Source organism: Agrobacterium sp. OT33 (assembly GCF_017313365.1).
Classification (GTDB): Bacteria; Pseudomonadota; Alphaproteobacteria; order Rhizobiales; family Rhizobiaceae; genus Agrobacterium; species Agrobacterium rhizogenes_A.
In genome coordinates, this window is the sequence record NZ_JAFLMZ010000007.1 from 259,139 (window position 1) to 277,500 (window position 18,362).

The window sequence follows — 18,362 nt, forward strand, 5'->3', positions numbered from 1 at the left end:
CCGGCGCACTGTCTTACTGCTTGTTGACCACAGCCTTGTCCGGGTTCGGCGGGAAGGACGGATCCGTCTTGACGCCGCGCAACAGGTCCAGCGCATAATTGAGCTGGATATCGTCCTTGGCTTCCGGCGGCACATAGGCGGAGGAGCCCGAACCTTCATCGGTCTCGCTCTGGCCCTTGATATGGCCGGAAAGGCTGGATTCGCCCTCAGAGGTGACACGGCCCTGCAATTCCGGCGGCAACGGCTGTTCCACCTTGATGTCCGGCTCGATGCCCGTTCCCTGGATCGACTTGCCCGACGGCGTGTAATAAAGCGCCGTGGTCAGACGCAGCGCACCTGCCTCACCGAGCGGAATGATCGTCTGAACGGATCCCTTGCCGAAGGAACGCGTACCGACCACGGTCGCACGACGCAGATCCTGCAGGGCGCCGGCAACGATTTCCGAAGCCGAAGCCGAACCGCCGTTGACGAGGACGATCACCGGCTTGCCGTCGGTCAGATCGCCTGCCGTCGCGTTGAAGCGGCGTGTCTCGTCGGGATTACGGCCGCGGGTCGAAACGACTTCACCGCGCTCAAGGAAAGCGTCGGAAACGTTGATCGCCTGATCGAGCAGGCCACCCGGGTTAAGGCGCAGGTCAAGCACATAGCCCTTCAGCTTGTCGGCCGGCACATCCGCCTTGATCTTCTTGATCGCCTTTTCGAGATCGTCATAGGTCTTCTCGGTAAAGGAGATGACCCGCAGATAACCGACATTGTCACCCTCGACACGGGACTTGACCGCCCGCACGGCAATGACATCGCGCACGACGGTGATATCGAGCGGCTTGTCGGCGCCCTGACGGATGATCGTCAGCTTGATAGGCGTCTTGACAGCGCCGCGCATCTTTTCGACGGCCTGTTCGAGCTTGAGACCACGAACGGGCGTGCCGTCGATTTCCGAAATGAAGTCACCGGCAAGGATACCCGCACGCGAAGCCGGCGTATCGTCCATCGGCGAGATCACCTTGACGAGCTCGTTCTCCATGGTCACTTCGATGCCGAGACCGCCGAATTCACCCTTTGTCTGGGTGCGCATGTCGTTGGCATCCTTGGCATTCATGAAGCTGGAATGCGGATCGAGAGAGCTGAGCATGCCGTTGATGGCATTTTCAACCAGCTTCTCGTCATCGGGTGGCGTCACATATTGTGCGCGCACGCGCTCGAACACGTCGCCAAAGATCGACAGTTCCTTGTAGGTCGAAGGCCCGGCCGCCTGTGCCGGCATGCTCGCCGAATAAATCACGCTCATCGCCGTGGCGCCCATAAGCCCACCGATAAGGAGAAGCGAAACCTTACGAATCATTGTGCGCCCTTCCGGTATTTTTTGCGGTCCACCACGGTTGGGAATCAACCGGCACACCATCTTTCCTGAACTCAATGTAGAGCGTTGGCCTGTCGGTTTCCAGCGCCAATGCTGCTGCACTCGCTACTCTTTTTGCACCCATGGAGGCGATGGGCTCTCCCGAGAACACGAACATTCCCTGCCGTGTCCTCACATTGTCCATGCCCGTCATCACCACATGATATCCGTCACCCGTATTAAGGATGATCATCCGTCCGTAACTGCGAAAATCTCCGGCAAACACCACGAAGCCGTCCGCAGGCGCCGTCACGATGGCTTCCGGCCCGCTCGCAACGACAATCCCCTTGGAAAAGTGGCCCGTACCGTCCGCATCGCCGAAACGCCGCAGCACTTCGCCCGCAACCGGCACCTCCAGCTTTCCCTTCAAACTCGCGAAGGGATATGCGGGCGCAATGCGGTTTTTATCAGGCATTCCAGCCGCGGCCGCGGCACGCTCCTTTTCACGTTCAGCCTCGGAAAGACGCGCCACGCGCTGCTCTTCCGCGCGTGCCTTTTCCATTGCTTCCCGCACCGAGGTGATCTCGCCTTCAAGCGAACTGACCAGGCCTTCCAGGCTAGTCGCCTTGCTTGCAAGCTCCTCGGATCGCTTGCGTTCCGCCTCCAGTTCCGCCGCCGTCTGCGTATTCTTGCGGTCGTTTTCGGCAATCAGCAGGTCGAGGCGTTTTTCCTCTTCCAGACTTGCCGTCATCATACCCGTAAGATCATCCTTTTCGCGAGCGATTGCCTGCCTGAGATCAGTCAATTCTTTGAGAGCGGCGACGAGCTTGTCCATTTCACCGCGAATACCTGGAACGACGGCACCGAGAAGAATGGCGCTGCGCACCGAAGCAAGCGCATCCTCCGGTGAGACCAGCAGGGCGGGGGGCGGATTGCGACCCATCCGTTGCAGCGCCGCCAGAACCTCGGCCAGCACGCCACGCCTCTCACGCAACGACGCCTTGACACCGTCTTCGCGAACGGAGAGCTTGGCCAGACGATCCTCGCCGTCGCTGATCCTGGTCTCCAGCGCCCTGCGCCGGGCAGCGGATGCAATCAGTTCTTCCCGGATGCGGGCGCTATCCTGATTGAGGGCAGCAATGCTCTCCTCGAGATTGCGGGTCTTGTCTTCCGAAAGACCGATGCTGTCGACCAGTTCCTCCAGATCCTGCCGGTTCTGGTCACGACGTTTTTCCAGCGCCTGCAACGAATCCGGAGATGAATCGCCATTTTCGGCCGGAACGGCGCCCGCATCATCGCGCGAATAGGTCGGACCGATCCCCATGACGAAAGCAGCAATAACCGCGCCCGCAAGGGCAGCGTGCCGTTTTCGTTGAGACCTGTTGTCCATTTGAACTTTCTTTGATGCCGAAGCAGAAGCGGCGATATTAGGGATTTTGCCGCGATCTTCCAAGAGGCCTGAAAGATCACGGCGGCAGAGCCGTCCGCAGCCTGTCGTGTCGCGAAGCTTCATGTTGAAATTGAGACGCCAATCCTCGTCCGAACCGTTCAAACCCGGTGATAGGGATGGCCTGAGAGAATGGTGACGGCGCGGTAAAGCTGCTCGGCAATCAGGATACGAACGATCTGGTGCGGCCAGGTAAGCTTGCCGAGGTTGATAACGGCCGCCGCCCTGTCGTAAAGGGCCGGATCCAGCCCGTCAGCGCCACCTATGGCGATAACGAGTTCGCGCTTGCCGCTGTCGCGCAGGTCACCAAAAAACGAAGCAAAGGCAGGACTGTCCAGCGCCTTGCCGCGCTCGTCCAGCAAGACGAGCACCGTGCCGTCGGGAAGATGTTTTTCCAGCATCGCGGCTTCTTCGCGCTTGCGCGTTTCCGCATTCGATGCCCGGCTTTCCGCCACTTCGATCACCCGCGAAAACTCCAGCCCGATCGCCGGGCCGGTCTTCGCAAGACGCTCGATATAACGGGACGCAAGATCCTTTTCCGGGCCGGACTTCAGCCGTCCCACCGCAAAAATCGAAATCCGCATCGCAAACCCGCACTTCTCGTAACCCAACAGGGTCCCGCTCTTAGCAGCTTGGCCTGCGGATTCCTATGCGGCCGGTTTGATTTCCGGCCAGAGGCACCCTTCCGAAGTCGAAGACGACCTTCGGCAACGGGGATGCGCTCGATCCAGGGCCTACCGGGTCAATGCAGCGTTTCTTCCGGCATGTCCGGCGTCGCCCACATTTTTTCAATATTGTAGAAGGCGCGGATTTCCGGACGGAACACATGAACGATGATATCGCCGGTGTCGATCAGCACCCAGTCTCCGGTCTCAAGACCTTCAACGCGGGCGTTTCCGAACCCTTCATCCTTCATATCCCTGAGAAGATGCTCGCAGATCGCCGAGACATGCCTGTTCGATCGCCCGGAGACCACCACCATGTAGTCCGCAAGCGCCGATTTTCCGGCAATGTCGAGAGATACGATATCTTCGGCCTTGGAGTCCTCGAGGCTCGCGAGGACGGTGTCGAGAGCATGGCCGGCGGCATCGGCGCCACTGTCCTGGCCCTTCGGGATAGCAACGAATGCTCTTCCCTTGCTGTGTACTGTTGTCAGAGGTTTTCCCTTTCCAAGAATGACAAAACAGATACTGGCAACGCGATTCTCTGCGTCACACAATAAAGGTGGCATCAAACCATTAACTTTTCAAGATATGGAGCCTGCAACCGCCGCCCCATACATCATTTGTGATTATTGCGCAGCGCCGTGGAACTGAGCGTGGAACGGGGACCGTGAATGAAGACCCAGGCAGGCGCCCGTTTTTTCCAAAGCACACCCGCGTCATCCTCATCTATCCGCGCCTGGCTGAAAGCATGCGCCATGGTCGAGGAGAGGTAGGACAAAGTGGAACCTGGCCGATCGATGACGGCAATCGGAAATGTTTCTGCGATCGTCCGCCATTTCTGCCAGCGGTGAAAACTTTTCAGATTGTCGGCCCCCATGATCCAGATGAAGCGGACATGCGGATTTTTCGCCTTCACCTTCGCAAGCGTGTTGGCCGTGTAGCTGATGCCCAGCGATTTCTCGAAGGCGGTCACCTTGATGCGCGGATCGCTGACAAGCTTTTCGCAGGCGGCGATGCGGTCCTCAAGCGACGCGAGTTCTGAACGGCTTTTCAGCGGATTGCCGGGTGTGACCATCCACCAGAGCTGGTCGAGACCCAGCCGCCGCAACGCGATCTCGGCAACAAGCGCATGGCCGGCATGCGGCGGATTAAAAGAGCCGCCGAACAGGCCGACAACCATGCCGCGTTCCGCATGCGGCATGGTGAGATAACGTCTGTCGAGGCGCTTCCCGGTCGGCAAATATCAGGTCCGTGTCTGGCCGGTGCCGCGCACACGGTATTTGAACGAGGTAAGCTGCTCGACACCGACGGGACCGCGCGCGTGCATCTTGCCCGTGGCGATACCGATTTCCGCGCCCATGCCGAATTCGCCGCCATCGGCAAATTGCGTCGAGGCATTGTGCAGCAGAATGGCCGAATCGAGTTCATTGAAGAAGCGCTCGACCACATCAGGGTCTTCGGCGATTACAGCCTCGGTATGGTTGGACGAATAGGTGCCGATGTGATCGATCGCACCTGAAATACCCTCAACCACCGCGACCGAAATGATCGCATCGAGATATTCGGTCCGCCAGTCCTCTTCCGTCGCGGCCTTCAGGCCCTCAACCACGCTTCGAACCGCCTGCGAGCCACGCACTTCGCAACCGGCCGCAATCAAGTCATTAACGAGCGGTGCGAGATGCGTGGAGACAGCGGCGGCGTCGACCAGCAATGTCTCCGCCGCCCCGCAAATACCGGTGCGGCGCATCTTGGCATTAACGACGATGCGTTTCGCCATGTCGAGATCGGCCGAGGCATCGACATAGATATGGCAAATGCCTTCCAGATGGGCGAAGACGGGCACCCGTGCCTCAGACTGCACCCGCGCAACCAGGCTTTTGCCGCCGCGCGGCACAATCACATCAACCGAGCCGTTCAATCCGCCCAAAAGCGCGCCGACCGCGGCACGGTCTGTCACCGGCACAAGCTGAATGGCATGTTCGGGAAGCCCGGCAATCTTCAAACCCTCCACGAGGCAGGCATGGATAGCACGCGATGAATATTGCGAATCCGAGCCGCCGCGCAGGATGACCGCATTGCCGGCCTTGAGGCAAAGTGCGCCGGCATCCGCCGTTACATTCGGGCGGCTTTCGTAAATGACGCCGATAACACCAAGCGGTGTGCGTACGCGCTCGATCTTCAGCCCGTTCGGACGATCCCAGGCGGCGATGACCTCGCCGACCGGATCGGGCAGCGCCGCAACCGAGCGGATACCTTCGGCGATACCAGCGATCCGCGCATCGTTGAGCGTGAGCCTGTCCACGAAGGAAGCGGCAAGACCGGCGGTTTCCGCCGCCGCCAGATCCTTGCGGTTGGCAGCGAGGATCGCTTCCTTCGACGCCTCGATGGCGGATGCCATGGCGAGAAGCGCGCGGTTCTTCTGGTCTGTGCCGGCGATGGACAACGGTCGCGAAGCAGCTTTTGCCTGAGCGCCGATGGTCATCATCAGCGCGTCAATATCATGGCTCTGCTTCACGGCCTGTTCAGGCATGGATCTCATCCTTCTTTGCATGTTTAACTTTGACGGCAGCGCCGGTCATCACGAGGTCGTCACGATGGATCATCGCCGCCCGCCCAACATAACCGAGGATCGCCTCGATCTCGTTGGACTTGTGACCGATGATGAGACGCGCCTCTTCCGCGTCATAACCCGCAAGACCGCGCGCAATTTCACGACCTTCGACACCGATAATGGCAACCGCATCACCGCGTCCGAAATTGCCCTTCACCGTCCGCACGCCCGCGGGAAGCAGGCTTTTGCCGGCATAAAGGGCCTTTTCCGCGCCGGCATCCACGTGGATTTCGCCAGCCGGCTGCAATTGCCCGGCAATCCAGGTCTTGCGCGCTGTCACCGGCGTGCCTGATGGCGCAAACCACGAGGAACGAGCGCCATTTTCAATGGCCTTCAGCGGATTGAGCGTCTTGCCGGAGGCGATGATCATGCCGCAGCCGGCAGCGGTCGCGATCTTGCCAGCATCGATCTTGGTGCGCATGCCGCCGCGCGAAAGCTCGGAGGCCGCCCCGCCCGCCATGGCCTCGATTTCGGGGGTGATATCGGCGATCGTCTCAAGGAATTTTGCATCCGGATCAAGATGCGGCGGGGCCGTATAAAGCCCGTCAATATCCGACAGCAGGACCAGCAGATCCGCACCCGTCATGGTCGCCACGCGCGCCGCCAGACGGTCATTGTCGCCATAACGGATTTCGGTGGTCGCCACGGTATCGTTTTCATTGATGATCGGAATGGCGCCGATTTTCAGGAGCTGATTGATCGTGGCGCGCGCATTGAGATAACGGCGCCGCTCTTCGGTGTCAGACAACGTCAACAGAATCTGCCCGGCGACGATTTCGTGCCGCGACAGGCTTTCCGACCATGCCCGCGCCAGCGCAATCTGCCCGACAGCCGCCGCCGCCTGGCTTTCTTCCAGCTTCAATGCGCCGGAAGGCAGGCCGAGCACAGTGCGGCCAAGCGCAATCGCGCCCGAAGACACGACCTGAAGATCCGCACCGTTTTTCTTCAGCGCGGCGATATCCTCGCAGATGGCATCGAGCCAGTCCTTCTTGAGGCCAGTCTTCCGGTCCACCAGAAGCGCCGATCCGATCTTGATGACGATCCGGTGGTGGCTCGCCAGCGGCTTGCGCGTCAGGCTCATAAGCGGTCGTCCCCTTCCTCGGCCTCGCTGTCCTCATGCGGCATCGACCGGTCGGGAAGTGCGGTTTCACCGCCATTGCTCGCCGAAACGATGATGTCGCGAAGGGCGCGCAACGCTTCCGTCATGCCGATATGCGCGGCAGCCGACAGAAGAAGCGGCGGGCGGCCGCAGGCCTTTTCCAGTTCCTTGGCCTTCTTTTTCAGTTCTTTTTCATCCAGCACGTCGATCTGCGACAGCGCGACGATTTCCGCCTTGTCCGTCAGCCCGCCGCCATAGGCATCCAGCTCGGCCTTGACCGTCTTATAGGCCTTGCCGACTTTTTCTTCCTGTGCGGAGACGAGATGCAGAAGCACGCGGGTGCGCTCGACGTGACCAAGGAAGCGGTCGCCGATGCCGACACCCTCATGCGCGCCTTCGATCAGGCCGGGAATATCGGCAAGCACGAATTCGCGGCCATCAATGGTTGCAACGCCAAGGTTCGGATGCAGCGTGGTGAAGGGATAATTGGCGATCTTCGGCCGTGCGCGGGTCACGGTCGCAAGAAAAGTGGACTTGCCTGCATTGGGCAGACCGACGAGACCGGCATCGGCGATCAGCTTCAGGCGAAGCCAGACCGTCTTTTCCTCGCCCGCAAGGCCCGGATTGGCATGGGTGGGCGCCTGGTTGGTGGACGACTTGAAATAGGCATTGCCGAAGCCGCCATTGCCGCCGGCTGCGAGACGGAAGCGCTGGCCTTCCTTGGTGAGGTCAACGATCAGCGTCTCGTTATCTTCCTCGAAAATCTGCGTACCGACCGGCACCCTCAGCACCACATCCGACCCCTTGGCGCCGGTGCGGGTCTTGCCCATGCCGTGCTGTCCGATCGAGGCCTTGAAATGCTGCTGGAAACGGAAGTCGATCAGCGTGTTGAGACCGTTGACCACCTCAACCCAGACATCGCCGCCGCGTCCGCCGTCGCCACCGTCAGGACCACCGAATTCGATGAATTTTTCGCGCCGGAAGGACACGGCACCCGCGCCGCCATCGCCGGACTTGATATAGACTTTTGCTTCATCGAGAAATTTCATCGGACTGCCGTTCTGTCGGTTTTCGGACGCAGCAATCTTTCCGCTGCGTCAAACAAAAATATTGTCGTTTCGAATACAAGCGCTTCTCCGCAAGGTCAAAGACTATCGTGCGGGAAGCCCCTGCGCGAGACAAGGCCGGTCCGGGGCAAACCGGCCCTGTTCAAAGCATCGGGCCGAAAACTGTATGTGGTTTTCGGCCCGATGCTCCTCAGGTATCAACGACGCGGCGCAATGAAATCTTCCGCCGTGATCATCGTGTCGATATGGGCCACCATGGCGGCACGCGCCGTGGCGTAGATCTGGTGGCAGCCGGTCACCCGGAAACCGAGTTTCTCCTGCACACGCAGCGAAGCGGGATTATCCGCAAACACGCCGGAATGAAGGATCACCCCGGGCATGCGGCGGAAGAACCGCTCGACCACGGCAGCCACCGCCTCGGTCATGTAACCCTTGCCCCAGTAGAAGCGGTTCAACCAGTAGCCGAGATGCCACTCGCCATGCCGCAATTCCACCGAGACCACGCCGATCAGGGTATCGTCACCACTGGTAATGGCGAAATCCCAGTCGGGCAGGGTGCCGGAGGTGCGCAGGACCAGCCATTCCAGCGCATCCTGCTTGTGGTAGGGCGCGGGAACACGGGCCAGCATCCTCGTCACGGCGAAATCGCCAAGCGATTCCGCAATGCTGCCGGCATCGGAAAGCCGCTGCGGCCGCAGCACCAGACGCTTTGTCTCGATGACGGGGCAGGGGCCGGGCGGCGCCACGGTGGTGGAAGTTCGCCGTCGGGTCAGTTCGAGCGCACTCATCCCATATCCCCCCAGCTCTTCAGCGAAACCCAGGTCTTGCGGTCCAGCCTGTACCATTCGACCGGCACCATGCCGCCGAGCGCCAGAGACCCGACCATGCCGGAGCCCTGGAACTGGAAACCGCACTTCTGGATGACGCGGCGCGAAGCAATGTTGGTGACCCGGCAACGGGCATCGATCTGGTCGATTTCACGCGTGCGGAAGGCCATGTCGATCAGCGCATGCGCCGCTTCCGTCATGTAACCCCGGTTCCAGTAGGGTTCCCCCAGCCAGTAACCGATTTCCAGCGTCTTTTCGTCTTCCTGGGGTTCGAGCGCGCAGCAGCCCAGAAACTCGCCATTGTCCATGCGGGTAATCGCATAGACGCACTTGCCAATCTCGCCAGCTTTGGAGCGTCGCACAAAATCCGCGGCGTCTTTCGCCGTGTAGGGGTGCGGCATACGCGACACCATGGTCGCGATATTGGCATTGTTGGCAAGATGGGCAAGGGCGTCGATGTCTTCTTCGTGAGGCTTGCGCAAAACCAGCCTCTGCGACAGTAAAACGGGGCAATCGCTCCTCGACCGATCGGGCCTCGGCCGTTCCTCGGGTGACCGTGATTGGTCAACCCTCAACAATTCAGCTTGCATGGTTCAGTCCCTCCATGAGGTTAAAGAAAAAGGGGAGTTGGGTGGTGTCCCATCTCCCCTGTTTTCTTGACTGAACCTGATACGTCTCAGCCGGGTCGATGGGACACCGGCTGCATATGACGCTTACCGGCTTATTCTGCGGCTTCCGCTTTCGGGGCCACGGATACGAATACGCGGCCGTTGGCCTTCGTGCGGAAGTTCACGTTGCCTGCGGTCAGTGCGAAAATCGTGTGGTCCTTGCCGATGCCGACGTTGGCGCCCGGATGCCACTGCGTTCCGCGCTGACGCAGAATAATGTTGCCTGGAATGACGGCTTCGCCGCCGAACTTCTTCACGCCAAGGCGCTTGGATTCGGAATCGCGACCGTTACGCGAGGAACCGCCAGCTTTTTTGTGTGCCATTGGAGTTCTCCTTTAAACCTTGTTTCCCGTGTCGCGCCGATCAGGCAGCAACGATGTCCGTAATGCGGACGACAGTGTGATGCTGACGATGGCCGCGCGAACGCTTGGAGTTCTGACGACGACGCTTCTTGAAGGCGATGACCTTCTTGCCGCGATTGTGCTCGACAACTTCAGCCTTGACGATGGCGCCCTTGACGAAGGGAGCACCGATCTTGGCGTCGGCGCCTTCGCCAACAACGAGAACTTCGGTGAATTCTACAGTTGCGCCTGCCTCTGCTTCCAGCTTTTCGATGGTCAGCACGGCGTCGGCCGCTACGCGGTACTGCTTACCGCCGGTCTTGATGACTGCGAACATTTTTTATCCTTTCATGTTCGTTCCGGCTCTGCCCGCAAATGCAAGCTGGCCGTCTTTTTATCAGTCGGAGTAGCGGAAATCCGTCAGGGCTGAATGCCCCTTTGAATGTCTGCCGGTGAAGCCGCCTTTTGAAGGGCGGAATAAACAGAAGGCGCACTACGCCACCAATTTGGGTGCCGATTACGCGAGACGCCCGTTTATGTCAAGATGACGACGGCTTGAAAAGTAACTGTAACGCCAAGAATTTCATGCTTTTTCGGCGGGTGAAGCAGTCGGGTCTCGAAATTTGTCCAGCAAGTGTTTATATGGGCCTTCCAACAAGGAGCAGAAATGGCCCGCATAGACCAGACCGACGATTGGCGGGACCGCCATGCGCCGACGCTTTCCGCCTTCGAGTCGCTTGCGATCGAGGCATATGGCCACCTGCCGGAAGAATTTCGCGCATTGACGAAAGATCTCATCATCGAGATCGCCGATTTTCCGACCGATGACGTGTTCGAGGACATGGCGCTTGAAACGCCTTTCGACCTTCTCGGACTGTTCGAAGGGCGCGGCATCTCCGAACGTTTCACCATGGAAACGGGCGAGATGGTGAACCGCATCACGCTCTATCGCCGTCCCATTCTCGACTACTGGGCCGAGAACGAGGAAACGCTTGGTGATATCATCACCCATGTCCTGATCCACGAGATCGGCCATCATTTCGGCCTGTCGGATGACGATATGGAGCGGATCGAGGAAAGCGCCGACGAGGCCGCCGCCGATCGCTGATCGGGGCGGCTGGCGCCGCTCACTGCTCGCCGAGCTTCATGTCCGGATGGTATTCCTTGCCTTCGACCACCTTGGTCACGGCCTGGCCGCAATGCATGACGCCGCTCGCGGCATTGAAGGCATAGCTCGGCGAACCGGCAAGTTCCCAGCCCTTGTTCAGCGCTTCGGTGACCCGGTGACAGAATTTGGAGTCGTCCGGGCCGGTTATGAAACGATAGACCTTCACGTTTTTTTCGCCTTTCTTTGCGCGATGATATCGGCCACGGCGACCAGCCTTTCGGCCTGGCCCACATGCAGCCGTTCGATCATCCGACCGTTCATGTTGATGACGTTCAATTCCACAGATTCCGGTTTTGCGAAAGCGGCAATGATCTCGCGGGCTTCCGCAACCGCCGCTTCATCCGGGGCGAAATGCCGGTTGGCCGGTTCGATCTGGGCAGGATGGATCAGCATCTTGCCATCAAATCCCATGGCGCGCCCCTGTTCGCATTCAGCGTCAAAAACCGCCATATCGCGAAAATCATTCGAGACGCTGTCGATGACGTCCAGCCCGTAAGCCCGGGCGGCCAGCACGACCTGCATCATCCACGGCACGAGATAAGTGCGTCCGGGAAGGGACGGAACGCGTGTTTCCTTGCGCAGATCGTTGAGGCCGATAACGAAGGCCGCAAGCCGCGCATCCGGCGTATGGGCCGCATCGGCAATCGACGCGGCATTAAAAACCCCGAACGGCGTTTCGATCATCGCCCAGACTTTCAGGCGCCCGGGCGCATCGGCCTCGGCGAGAAGATCGGCCAGGTCATTGATGTCGGCGGGCTGCTCCACCTTGGGCAAAAGAACCGCATCCGGCAGGCAGGAAAGCACAAGCCTCACGTCCGCTTTCCCATCCGGCGTCGACAGAGGGTTGATGCGGATTATGGTCTCGCGCCGGGCGAGAAGTCCGTCCGAAAACAGCCTTTCCAGATTGTCCCGTGCCTTGCCCTTCATGTCGGGCGCAACGGAATCCTCCAGATCGAGGATCACCCCGTCGCAGTCAAGCTCACGGATTTTTTCGAGTGCCCGGACATTGACGGCCGGAACTGACAGCAATGAACGACGTGGTCTCACGGAAATATTTTCGGAAAAATTGACGATGCCGCACTTGTGTCAAGCTTTTGTGACATCTGCAAGCTGACAATCCACTGAATCCTCTTGCAAGCCGGAAGAAGAAGGCCCACATTCATCTGGATAGAAAGGTTTGGATCATGCAAGGCATACGTTCATTTTTCATCGCCGCATCCGGCATTGCAATTCTGGCCATGGCCGCTCTTTTTACCGCGTCGCTTACGGTCGCTTTCATTGGTGTGCTCGCGGTTCTCAGCGCTGCCCGCATGCTGTCTGCGCGCCTGAAACCCGCTCCCATTCCGGTAAAGCCCCGCAACCAGCGCGACATGCGCGTCTGGAACGACGGCAAGGGCACGATTATCGATCTCTGAGATCGTTTAATCCGGTCAAAATGCCAGTACGCCGCAGGAGGCGTACCGAAGAACGCGGGTTTGCGCTTCTAAAGCGCCAAGTTTTGCAGTATTTCCCGGCAGAGAACATCCGGCAGGCTTTTTGCGAGTGCCGGATTTTGTTCAAGGGAAACACGGGAAGCGACAGATGGAAAAATTCACCAAGCTGACGGGCGTTGCCGCGCCCATGCCGGTGGTCAATATCGATACCGATATGATCATTCCGAAAGACTATCTGAAGACCATCAAGCGCACGGGCCTTGGCAAAGGCCTCTTCGCCGAGTCGCGTTATCTTGAGGACGGTTCGCCCAATCCGGATTTCGTGCTGAACAAGCCCGCTTATCAGAACGCCCAGATTCTTGTGGCCGGCGACAATTTCGGCTGCGGTTCCTCGCGCGAACATGCGCCGTGGGCACTTCTCGATTTCGGCATCCGCTGCGTGATCTCCACCAGTTTCGCCGACATCTTCTACAATAACTGTTTCAAGAATGGCATCCTGCCGGTTGTCGTCAGCCCCGAGAACCTCGAAAAGCTGCTGGACGATGCTTCGCGCGGATCGAACGCCGTTCTGTCCATCGATCTGGAACGCCAGGAAATCAGCGGCCCCGACGGCGGCACGATTACCTTCGAGATCGATGAATTCAAGCGCCATTGCATGCTGAACGGTCTGGACGATATCGGCCTGACGCTGGAACATTCCGGCGCTATCGACACGTTTGAAAAGGCGAACGCCTCGGTTCGCCCCTGGGCCTGACCGCATTTCCGTTCTTCAAAAAAGCCGATCCCGTACCAAACAGTACCGGATCGGCTTTTGCTTTGCTTGAAAAGCCGTTGAGGCGGAGATAAGAAGCCCTCGATCCCGTCCGGCTGCGATACGACTTTGCACGCATAGGACGGAACGAGTTTGACGCCGCGCTCGCCGCCATCGAAAACCCTTCGTGATGTTTTCCGGCGCGCCGCCCAAGGAGGGTTCTCATGACAGTCCGTTCGCTTTTCCTGCTGCCCGGTGACGGTATCGGCCCCGAAGCCATGGCTGAGGTCCGCAAGCTGATCGATTATATGAACAGCGCGCAAAATGCCGGCTTCACCGTTTCGGAAGGCCTTGTTGGCGGTTCCGCTTACGACGCCCATGGCGTGGCTATTTCCGATGCGGACATGGAAAAGGCGCTTGCCGCCGATGCAATCCTGTTCGGCGCCGTTGGCGGCCCGAAGTGGGATGGCGTTCCCTACGAGCATCGCCCGGAAGCGGGTCTGCTGCGCCTGCGCAAGGACCTCGAACTTTTCGCCAATCTGCGCCCTGCCATCTGCTACCCGGCACTCGCCGCCGCCTCCTCGCTGAAGCCGGAACTGGTTGAAGGCCTCGATATCCTCATCGTTCGCGAACTGACCGGCGGCGTTTATTTCGGTGAACCGAAGCAGATCATCGATCTCGGCAACGGCCAGAAGCGCGGCATCGACACGCAGATCTACGACACTTTCGAGATCGAGCGCATCGCCAGCGTCGCTTTCGAACTGGCCCGCACCCGCGATAACCGCGTCTGCTCGATGGAAAAGCGCAACGTCATGAAATCAGGCGTTTTGTGGAACCAGGTCGTCACCGAAACCCACGCCGCCAAATACAAGGACGTGCAGCTGGAGCATATGCTGGCCGATGCCGGCGGCATGCAGCTGGTGCGCAAACCCAAGCAGTTCGACGTGATCGTGACCGACAACCTCTTCGGCGACATGCTCTCCGACGTTGCCGCCATGCTCACCGGCTCGCTCGGCATGTTGCCTTCCGCCTCGCTTGGTGCACCCGATGCCAAGACCGGCAAGCGCAAGGCCATGTATGAGCCGGTGCACGGTTCGGCTCCTGACATTGCCGGCAAGGGCATCGCCAACCCCATCGCCATGATCGCCTCCTTCGCCATGTGCCTGCGCTACTCGTTCAACATGGTTGACGAGGCGACCAAGCTCGAAACGGCAATCGCCAACGTGCTGGACAAGGGCATCCGCACCGCCGACATCATGGCCGATGGCTGCCGTCAGGTCGGCACCGGTGAAATGGGTGACGCGGTTCTCGCCGAATTCAAGGTGCTTTCGGCGTAACGCTGACAGGAACCGGTTGGGCAGGCGGCACCGCCATCTGCCCATCCTCCTTGGGCAGAAGATGCTCGTAACGCCGGTCGGTCAGCGTCTTCAGAAAAGCCACGATGGCATCCACCCGCTTGTCATCCAGCGCCGGCGCAGATGTCAGTTCCGTCATGGCGATATTCTCGGGCACCTCAGGCGCATCCCAGGTCTTGCCGGTTTCCGGGTTGATCTGGCGGCTGGGCTTCTTGCTTTTATATTTCACGTAAAACAGCACCACCGTGCGCAAATCCCTGAACACGCCATTGTGCATATAAGGGCCGGTAACGGCGACGTTGCGCAGGGTCGGCACCTTGAACTTGCCGCGCTGTGCCAGATCGCCGGCCACTTCAGGATTTTGCGCCAAACCCAGATCGACCGCACCGGGCTTCGAGCCATTCACGGCCCTGACCGCCATATTGGCGGGAACGCCGATATTGAAATATTTGTGGTTGGTGAACAGGCCGTCTTCCAGCCCCTTGGCGCCGCGGATTTCATGGCAGGTATTGCAATTGGTAAATTGCGTCGAGGAAATCAGAACCCGGCCCAACTCTTCCTGATCCGTCAGTTTTTCCTCGCCGCGCAGGAAGCGGTCATATTTGGAATCGAAAGTCGAGAATTCGTCCGAGCGCTCGAAACTCGCCAACGCCTTGGTCATCGCGGCATAGGCGGTTTCATCGCTCTGGAAGACATCATTGCCGAATTGCGTGCCGAAGGCTGCGACATAGTCAGGATTTTCCCTCAGCCGCTTTACGACAGAGGCTTTGTCCGGCATGCCCATTTCAAGCGGATTGAGCGGCGGGCCGCCCGCCTGATCCTCCAGCATGGAGGCCCGGCCATCCCAGAACTGCCCGCCGACATACTCACCCGCCGCATTCTTGCCGAAAGGCGGCGTGAACCTCGCATAGGCCGCCGTCGGGGCATTGCGGTCGCCGAGCGAAATACCGTCGTCACCCAGAGAGACATCCCGACCGACCTTCTCGCTCTCCCGTGCATCGGAAAACCCGGCCACCTGCATATGGCAGGTGGAACAGGCCATAGTCCGGTTCATCGAAAGATTGGGATCGTCAAACAGCGCTGCGCCAAGCTTTTCCAGCGTCGCATAATCTTCGCCGCCGTGAGCGAACATGCTGTTAATCCCCCCACCGAAGGGAGCCAGCAGAATGGACGCAGCAAGAGCGGCAGAGAGAAAAATTCGGGGCTTTATCATCGGTAGGCACGCTCGGACAAAATGCGCGATAGCAGGCTCGGGCCGGAAAATATGAAACAGCTTTCAATCCGACCAGACTTCACGGAACATGGATCGCAGGCGCTATTTCCGCTTTTCCATGTTCCTTGACGCGATCTATAACACTTTCCCGTGGTGAGAGCCTACAAACTTTCGCAGCTTGCTCCACTTTGCCGCACATCCCATGGAAAGGCGATGATGCAGAAGGTCAACCACCTCTCGCGATGGCATGGAAGAAAGTGCCAGAGACGAAACCCCTTCTCCCACCCGACGGCCCGAGCGGACGGCCCTGCCCGTCGGCGATCTGGGCAAAAGGCTCGTCACGGCCGGGATCGGTGACCCGCGCATAATGAAACTCATGGCCGCGCAGAACATCCCCCGCCACGCCAAGTGGACCACTTGCCGCGATCGTTGCCTGCCGGTAACCGAGATTCATCTTGCGTGTCGCAAAGCTGGTGGCATGTGAGAGAAGCCCGGTCATGGCATGGGTCACCCCATCAGCATCTTCCAGCGCCTCGCCAAGCACCATGTAACCACCGCACTCACCATGAACAGGCCTTGTCGCGGCAAAACGGGTAATGCCTGCCTTGAAACCGGCCGCATCAGCAAGTTTTCCGGCAAAAAGTTCGGGATACCCGCCCGGAAGCCAGCAGACATCGCAGCTCTCGTCCGGCACCTCATCAGCCAGCGGCGAGAACGGCACGATTTCGGCCCCGGCCGCGTGCCAATGCTTCCTGAGATGCGGATAAAGGAAGGTGAAAGCCGCATCCTCCGCCAGCGCGATGCGCTGGCCTGGCGGTGCAATCGCCGCGCCCACCGAACCGGAAGACACATTCACCGGCGCAGCGAGTGAAAGCAAGGCGTCGAGATCGATGGATTTTTCCATCGCATCCGCCAGCCGTTCTATATGCGTATCGATTTCCGGGTGTTCGCTGGCCTGCACCAGCCCCAGATGCCGCTCAGGCAGGATAAGCGAAGGATCGCGCAGGACACAGCCGGCAACGGGCAGGCCAATTTTTTCGATGGCTTCCGTGCACAGTGTCCGGTGTCTTTCGCTGCCGGCCCGGTTCAGCACCACCGCCGCCATGGTGACATCAGGGTCGTAATGGGCGAAACCATGGGCGACAGCGGCAGCCGTCTGCGACTGGCCCGACACATCCAATACCAGCAGCACGGGAATGCCGAACAGCCGCGCCAGATCCGCCGCCGAACCGGTGCGGTTTTCCGCCACCGGAATGCCGTCGAACAGGCCCATGGCGCTTTCGATCAGAACGAGTTCCGCATCCTCGGTCTGCTGCGAAAACAGATGCCGCAGCAAATCCGGCTGCATGGCCCAGCTATCCAGATTGAGACCGGGAGTACCGGTGGCAAAAGTGTGGAAACCGGGATCGATATAATCCGGCCCCGTCTTGATGCCCCGCACCTTGATGCCCCGCCGGGCAAATGCCCTGAGAAGACCGATGGTGACGCTGGTCTTGCCCGATCCCGAACGCGGTGCACCGATGATGATCGCCCGCGCCGTCATGATCCTGAAACTCCAAGCCGTTCCCGCATCGAAACGATCTCTCCGATGACGATAAGAGCCGGCGCTTCGAAGTTTTCCCGCTTTGCATCGTCAGCTATGCTTTCCAGCTTGCCGATAAAAATTCGCTCCTGCTCAGTCGTCGCCGACATGATGACTGCAACCGGCGTAGCGCCTGAACGGCCACCCTGCATCAGAAGTGCAGCAATCGAGCCGATATTCTTCAGCCCCATGTAAACGACGATGGATTCCTGTGTTTTCGCCAGCGCCAGCCAGTCAAGATCTTCTTCAGTGCCCGCCGCATGGCCGGTGGCGAGCGTCACGGCGCGGCTGATGCCGCGCATGGTGGCCGGAATACGGGCAGAAGCAAGAGCCGCAAGCGAAGAGGTCATGCCCGGCAATATGCGGAATGGAATGCCGGCGCGGACAAGCGCCTCCGCCTCTTCGCCACCGCGCCCAAAGATGAAGGGATCGCCACCCTTCAGCCGCAGCACCTTTTTGCCTCGGGCGGCGAAATCGATCAGCGACGCGGTAATGTCGTCCTGCGTCGCCGAAGGCTTGCCGCCGCGCTTGCCGGCAAAAACGATTTCGGCCTGAGGTCCAAGAGACACAACATCATCGCTCACCAATGCATCACGCACAATGACATCGGCTTGCGAAAGCGCCAGTGCCACTTCCAGCGTCAGATACCGCACATCGCCCGGCCCTGCGCCCGCGAGCCAGACGTGACCGGCCTCAAAGACCGGACCTTTTGCGGCAATGCTGTTTAAAATCTGCGGTATCGACATTTTCTTGGCTGCTTTTTAACGATGACGGAAAAAGCCGTCCCGGCTATAGG

21 protein-coding genes are annotated in these 18,362 nt (G+C 59.5%); 4 read left to right on the forward strand and 17 right to left on the reverse strand.

Annotation, left to right across the window (positions count from 1 at the left end; translation table 11 throughout):
- Positions 1–13: 13 nt before the first annotated feature.
- The 12 genes from JZX88_RS18040 to rplU all read right to left on the reverse strand — a co-directional run bounded on the left by JZX88_RS18040 (position 14) and on the right by rplU (position 10,401).
- The gene (locus JZX88_RS18040; RefSeq protein ID WP_065114381.1) at positions 14–1,342 is read right to left on the reverse strand and encodes a S41 family peptidase; all 1,329 of its coding nucleotides are present in this window, start codon (positions 1,340–1,342) and stop codon (positions 14–16) included.
- Positions 1,332–2,729, reverse strand: coding sequence for a murein hydrolase activator EnvC (locus JZX88_RS18045; RefSeq protein ID WP_206914336.1), 1,398 nt, complete (start codon positions 2,727–2,729; stop codon positions 1,332–1,334). The genes JZX88_RS18040 and JZX88_RS18045 overlap by 11 nt, the downstream gene beginning before the upstream one ends.
- Positions 2,730–2,887: 158 nt before the next feature.
- Complete coding sequence (gene rlmH / locus JZX88_RS18050; protein ID WP_110756608.1) at positions 2,888–3,370, reverse strand: 23S rRNA (pseudouridine(1915)-N(3))-methyltransferase RlmH; 483 nt, start codon at positions 3,368–3,370, stop codon at positions 2,888–2,890.
- A 158-nt stretch (positions 3,371–3,528) separates the two neighbouring features.
- Entirely contained in the window at positions 3,529–4,017 is a 489-nt protein-coding gene (gene rsfS / locus JZX88_RS18055) for a ribosome silencing factor (protein ID WP_110756605.1), read from the reverse strand.
- Positions 4,018–4,067: 50 nt separating this feature from the next.
- Entirely contained in the window at positions 4,068–4,652 is a 585-nt protein-coding gene (locus JZX88_RS18060; protein ID WP_081284483.1) for a nicotinate-nucleotide adenylyltransferase, read from the reverse strand.
- 42 nt (positions 4,653–4,694) lie between these two features.
- Positions 4,695–5,981 (reverse strand): glutamate-5-semialdehyde dehydrogenase, encoded by a 1,287-nt coding sequence (locus JZX88_RS18065; RefSeq protein ID WP_206914337.1) that lies wholly within the window; start codon positions 5,979–5,981, stop codon positions 4,695–4,697.
- Positions 5,974–7,143 (reverse strand): glutamate 5-kinase, encoded by a 1,170-nt coding sequence (gene proB, locus JZX88_RS18070; RefSeq protein ID WP_206914338.1) that lies wholly within the window; start codon positions 7,141–7,143, stop codon positions 5,974–5,976. Before proB ends, JZX88_RS18065 begins: the two co-directional genes overlap by 8 nt.
- Positions 7,140–8,210, reverse strand: a complete 1,071-nt coding sequence (gene obgE / locus JZX88_RS18075; protein WP_065116078.1) for a GTPase ObgE — start codon at positions 8,208–8,210, stop codon at positions 7,140–7,142. The genes proB and obgE overlap by 4 nt, the downstream gene beginning before the upstream one ends.
- 215 nt (positions 8,211–8,425) lie before the next feature.
- A complete protein-coding gene (locus JZX88_RS18080) occupies positions 8,426–9,016 on the reverse strand; it encodes a GNAT family N-acetyltransferase (RefSeq protein WP_142858303.1) in 591 nt (196 codons plus the stop codon).
- Positions 9,013–9,645: a GNAT family N-acetyltransferase gene (locus JZX88_RS18085; RefSeq protein ID WP_003505256.1), complete on the reverse strand. Its 633-nt coding sequence runs from the start codon at positions 9,643–9,645 to the stop codon at positions 9,013–9,015. The genes JZX88_RS18080 and JZX88_RS18085 overlap by 4 nt, the downstream gene beginning before the upstream one ends.
- Before the next feature lie 131 nt (positions 9,646–9,776).
- The gene (gene rpmA / locus JZX88_RS18090; RefSeq protein ID WP_003492686.1) at positions 9,777–10,046 is read right to left on the reverse strand and encodes a 50S ribosomal protein L27; all 270 of its coding nucleotides are present in this window, start codon (positions 10,044–10,046) and stop codon (positions 9,777–9,779) included.
- A gap of 40 nt (positions 10,047–10,086) precedes the next feature.
- On the reverse strand, positions 10,087–10,401 hold the full coding sequence (gene rplU, locus JZX88_RS18095) for a 50S ribosomal protein L21 (RefSeq protein WP_065114387.1): 315 nt from the start codon (positions 10,399–10,401) through the stop codon (positions 10,087–10,089).
- Between the two features lie 330 nt (positions 10,402–10,731).
- Here rplU and JZX88_RS18100 point away from each other — a divergent pair, with 330 nt between their 5' ends.
- On the forward strand, positions 10,732–11,172 hold the full coding sequence (locus JZX88_RS18100) for a metallopeptidase family protein (protein ID WP_003520258.1): 441 nt from the start codon (positions 10,732–10,734) through the stop codon (positions 11,170–11,172).
- A 19-nt stretch (positions 11,173–11,191) separates the two neighbouring features.
- On the opposite strand, the gene JZX88_RS18105 is transcribed toward JZX88_RS18100, so the two are convergent.
- Together JZX88_RS18105 and JZX88_RS18110 are read right to left on the reverse strand one after the other, a co-directional pair.
- Positions 11,192–11,398, reverse strand: coding sequence for a DUF1737 domain-containing protein (locus JZX88_RS18105; protein ID WP_003492695.1), 207 nt, complete (start codon positions 11,396–11,398; stop codon positions 11,192–11,194).
- Positions 11,395–12,306: an aldolase/citrate lyase family protein gene (locus JZX88_RS18110; RefSeq protein ID WP_206914387.1), complete on the reverse strand. Its 912-nt coding sequence runs from the start codon at positions 12,304–12,306 to the stop codon at positions 11,395–11,397. The genes JZX88_RS18105 and JZX88_RS18110 overlap by 4 nt, the downstream gene beginning before the upstream one ends.
- A gap of 110 nt (positions 12,307–12,416) precedes the next feature.
- Here JZX88_RS18110 and JZX88_RS18115 point away from each other — a divergent pair, with 110 nt between their 5' ends.
- From JZX88_RS18115 to leuB, 3 genes are all read left to right on the forward strand, one after another.
- On the forward strand, positions 12,417–12,647 hold the full coding sequence (locus tag JZX88_RS18115) for a hypothetical protein (protein WP_065114389.1): 231 nt from the start codon (positions 12,417–12,419) through the stop codon (positions 12,645–12,647).
- A gap of 166 nt (positions 12,648–12,813) precedes the next feature.
- A complete protein-coding gene (leuD, locus tag JZX88_RS18120; RefSeq protein WP_065114390.1) occupies positions 12,814–13,419 on the forward strand; it encodes a 3-isopropylmalate dehydratase small subunit in 606 nt (201 codons plus the stop codon).
- Positions 13,420–13,640: 221 nt separating this feature from the next.
- A complete protein-coding gene (gene leuB / locus JZX88_RS18125; protein WP_206914339.1) occupies positions 13,641–14,753 on the forward strand; it encodes a 3-isopropylmalate dehydrogenase in 1,113 nt (370 codons plus the stop codon).
- Here the strand turns inward: leuB and JZX88_RS18130 are convergent.
- From JZX88_RS18130 to cobA, 3 genes are all read right to left on the reverse strand, one after another.
- On the reverse strand, positions 14,734–15,984 hold the full coding sequence (locus JZX88_RS18130; RefSeq protein WP_206914340.1) for a cytochrome-c peroxidase: 1,251 nt from the start codon (positions 15,982–15,984) through the stop codon (positions 14,734–14,736). The two genes, leuB and JZX88_RS18130, sit on opposite strands and share 20 nt — an antisense overlap.
- 226 nt (positions 15,985–16,210) lie before the next feature.
- Complete coding sequence (locus JZX88_RS18135; protein WP_206914341.1) at positions 16,211–17,527, reverse strand: cobyrinate a,c-diamide synthase; 1,317 nt, start codon at positions 17,525–17,527, stop codon at positions 16,211–16,213.
- Positions 17,524–18,312, reverse strand: a complete 789-nt coding sequence (cobA, locus tag JZX88_RS18140) for a uroporphyrinogen-III C-methyltransferase (protein ID WP_206914342.1) — start codon at positions 18,310–18,312, stop codon at positions 17,524–17,526. The genes JZX88_RS18135 and cobA overlap by 4 nt, the downstream gene beginning before the upstream one ends.
- Positions 18,313–18,362 lie beyond the last annotated feature (50 nt).

What these genes read in the sequence shown, in the direction of transcription:
- JZX88_RS18040 (WP_065114381.1), bottom strand. Translation starts at nt 1,342, where the DNA reads ATGATTCGTAAGGTTTCGCTTCTCCTTATCGGTGGGCTTATGGGCGCC.
- JZX88_RS18045 (WP_206914336.1), bottom strand. Translation starts at nt 2,729, where the DNA reads ATGGACAACAGGTCTCAACGAAAACGGCACGCTGCCCTTGCGGGCGCG.
- rlmH (WP_110756608.1), bottom strand. Translation starts at nt 3,370, where the DNA reads ATGCGGATTTCGATTTTTGCGGTGGGACGGCTGAAGTCCGGCCCGGAA.
- rsfS (WP_110756605.1), bottom strand. Translation starts at nt 4,017, where the DNA reads ATGCCACCTTTATTGTGTGACGCAGAGAATCGCGTTGCCAGTATCTGT.
- JZX88_RS18060 (WP_081284483.1), bottom strand. Translation starts at nt 4,652, where the DNA reads ATGCCGCATGCGGAACGCGGCATGGTTGTCGGCCTGTTCGGCGGCTCT.
- JZX88_RS18065 (WP_206914337.1), bottom strand. Translation starts at nt 5,981, where the DNA reads ATGCCTGAACAGGCCGTGAAGCAGAGCCATGATATTGACGCGCTGATG.
- proB (WP_206914338.1), bottom strand. Translation starts at nt 7,143, where the DNA reads ATGAGCCTGACGCGCAAGCCGCTGGCGAGCCACCACCGGATCGTCATC.
- obgE (WP_065116078.1), bottom strand. Translation starts at nt 8,210, where the DNA reads ATGAAATTTCTCGATGAAGCAAAAGTCTATATCAAGTCCGGCGATGGC.
- JZX88_RS18080 (WP_142858303.1), bottom strand. Translation starts at nt 9,016, where the DNA reads ATGAGTGCGCTCGAACTGACCCGACGGCGAACTTCCACCACCGTGGCG.
- JZX88_RS18085 (WP_003505256.1), bottom strand. Translation starts at nt 9,645, where the DNA reads ATGCAAGCTGAATTGTTGAGGGTTGACCAATCACGGTCACCCGAGGAA.
- rpmA (WP_003492686.1), bottom strand. Translation starts at nt 10,046, where the DNA reads ATGGCACACAAAAAAGCTGGCGGTTCCTCGCGTAACGGTCGCGATTCC.
- rplU (WP_065114387.1), bottom strand. Translation starts at nt 10,401, where the DNA reads ATGTTCGCAGTCATCAAGACCGGCGGTAAGCAGTACCGCGTAGCGGCC.
- JZX88_RS18100 (WP_003520258.1), top strand. Translation starts at nt 10,732, where the DNA reads ATGGCCCGCATAGACCAGACCGACGATTGGCGGGACCGCCATGCGCCG.
- JZX88_RS18115 (WP_065114389.1), top strand. Translation starts at nt 12,417, where the DNA reads ATGCAAGGCATACGTTCATTTTTCATCGCCGCATCCGGCATTGCAATT.
- leuD (WP_065114390.1), top strand. Translation starts at nt 12,814, where the DNA reads ATGGAAAAATTCACCAAGCTGACGGGCGTTGCCGCGCCCATGCCGGTG.
- leuB (WP_206914339.1), top strand. Translation starts at nt 13,641, where the DNA reads ATGACAGTCCGTTCGCTTTTCCTGCTGCCCGGTGACGGTATCGGCCCC.
- JZX88_RS18130 (WP_206914340.1), bottom strand. Translation starts at nt 15,984, where the DNA reads ATGATAAAGCCCCGAATTTTTCTCTCTGCCGCTCTTGCTGCGTCCATT.
- JZX88_RS18135 (WP_206914341.1), bottom strand. Translation starts at nt 17,527, where the DNA reads ATGACGGCGCGGGCGATCATCATCGGTGCACCGCGTTCGGGATCGGGC.
- cobA (WP_206914342.1), bottom strand. Translation starts at nt 18,312, where the DNA reads ATGTCGATACCGCAGATTTTAAACAGCATTGCCGCAAAAGGTCCGGTC.